Consider the following 2,504-nt stretch of genomic DNA (forward strand, 5'->3'; position numbering starts at 1 on the left):
ATGAATTTTTATCAACTGTATATTTAGGGCTATAGAAATCTTTTGATCGGTATATTGGAATGGGTCTAAACACATAACTTCCTTTTGGAGAGCTAACCCATGGCCCTTTTCCGCTTCGGGTTGTAATATCTAAAAAGTAGCCGTTACAGCCTTTATAAACGATAATGTCTTTAACATCTGATGCACTTAAAATATTAAGAATGGAAGAATTTGTTAAAAAAATATCAGCTTGTATTGCAGTTGTACTTATATTGGACACATTCTCCTGATACTGTTCCTGATATCCTGCAACTATAACTGTATTTATTTTATCGATTGTTATGATGTTAATTATTTGACTGCCAATCAGGTAATTAACAAAACTGTGTTTTCTAGGTCGTGCAGCCTCTCCAAAACAGCCATCCGAATAGAAATCGCCGATGGTAAAGCCTTCAATTTTTTCCTTTAAAAGGTCATAAAGCGTTTTATTAGGAATTTTTTTAAGTTCTTCTTCGGTTATTCTTTTAAAGAGGTTTGCATCCCATGCCGTTAACTCTACATAATCATTTAATTTTTTCGAATTTTTAATTTCTACTTCTTTTAGGGCAATACCTTCAGAGGTTATCCTAGCAGGGTCGATTGGTTTTTTTTGTTTTTCAATATTTTGAAAGAAGTTTAGGGATGTGCTATCAGCATTTACATACCAAGGCTTAATCAGCTTAACATTAAATGGTAATTTTGATGGAGCAAATTCGTCGACGAAAATGGTTCCAGCTGCAGTTTTACCTTTAGCATTTTTAATCTTTATGGTATAGGCTGCACTATCTAACAAAGGAATGTTTCTGAAAACAAACCTGCCTTCGGCATTGGTTAAGGTATCGGCAAAAAATAGACTTTTACCAAGTGAAAGTAATTTCATATCAATATTTGGCATAGGCTTGTTCAATAGTCCCTCCACACGGCCCTCTATAAGATTATCTTTCTCTGCTTTAAACTTTGGTATTTCTCGGGGTTTGTTAATTTTATTCCATTGGTAGCCTATCCAGGCTTGGGTAAGTAATAGATTATCTAATTCTAGTAATGTTGCAGGTTTTTGATCGGCAAAATACCAACCAGCTTCTTCAATATTTCCTTTAATATCGCTCTGCAGCAAAAAATGGCTGATGATATTTTCTTCATTCTGCTCTTGCTTTACCTGATTGTTGTCGGTAACTGAAACTGAGAATGTACCACTTAAAGGAAGTCCCTCTTCATTTGTTGCATTAATCTCCACAACTATACTATCTCTAAGTTGGTAGCTGCTTTGGGGTGTACTTACGTTCAATTTTATGTGTTGTTTGTGATTAATGAAGACACTTCGTTCATTTATAGGAAGGTTATCAGGATCGAACAAAGTAAAATGGGTAATCCCATCTGTAAAGTCCTTTTTGGCCAATTTCAGCGTGCTGAAGCCATTTTTAAGGCTGATGGCAGTAGACAAGATTAGTTGGTCTGCACTTTGAGCCACTAGCTGATAACTTTGGTCTACTCTTTTAGTTTCGCTCGCTTTGATGTAGATTAAAAGTGAATCTGGCTTAGAAAGGTGATCTATTCTTAAGGTTGTGCCTTCTGGTTTTGCGATTGGCAATGCCTTTCTTTTTTCTTTTCCATTAATGGTATATATAGCACTATAGCTTTCGCCTTTTTGTGCAAGGAGGAAAAAGTTTCCCATTCCTTTGTGTTGGGCGTTAAATTCTGCTACTTTTTCATTTTTGCTGTTCACAATTTTTCCATTAACAGATCGTCCCATTCCATCTGGACCGATTGCTTTGAAAGCAACCTTGCTATATATGGCGTTTACCAGATAGCCGCCTTCTGGCATAAATTGCAAGTCTATTTCATCCACATCTTGTAAAAGGATGGGAATAATTGCCTTTTTTGCACGGTCTTTTTTATCTACGATGTAGAAGCTATAATTTCCGTTTATCTGATCAGAAAGCGGAATCGAAGTTTCGATTTTTCCATCTAAACTAGTCTGAAGGTCGGCCTTCATTAGCCTCTTATTGTCATTCATGAGATAGACTTCAACATCTCGCATTGCGGCTGGTTCATTGTTAATATTAGTTAGTCTTATTTTTAGATCGAGGATAGTGTTGCTTGCTGCGTTGCTCAATTTCTGAAAGGAGTCTACCAGCCAGGTTTTCGCACCCACATTTCCTACATAAATACTTTTCTGGAAGAAGTAATCGCTTCCGAAATTCTGTTGCCAATTGGTATAAGCTCTTAAAGTATAGGTGCCAGCATTTAATTTTTTATCTAATGCAAAATCGCCGTAACCCAAGCCATTATTTAGGGCGATTGCTTTACTTTCCACTAATTTACTGCTGTCGTTAAAAAGTTCGACATAAATTTTGTCTGTTTGTGTGTTTTGTTTTAGCGCTCCATTTAGCAGGAAGCTTTTGAACCACAGCGTATCCCCAACATTGTAGTAGGGTTTGTCTAAAGAAAGGTACAATTTCTCTTTGGGGAAGGCATTGTTGAAGGCT

The 2,504-nt window shown here is 36.5% G+C and carries 1 protein-coding gene; it reads right to left on the reverse strand.

Annotated features, from left to right (window positions below):
* On the reverse strand, positions 1-2,504 hold a 2,504-nt coding region (locus tag WG904_RS19550), incomplete at both ends, for a hypothetical protein (RefSeq protein ID WP_339581042.1).

Source organism: Pedobacter anseongensis, from assembly GCF_037482965.1.
GTDB classification, from domain to species: Bacteria; Bacteroidota; Bacteroidia; order Sphingobacteriales; family Sphingobacteriaceae; genus Pedobacter; species Pedobacter anseongensis.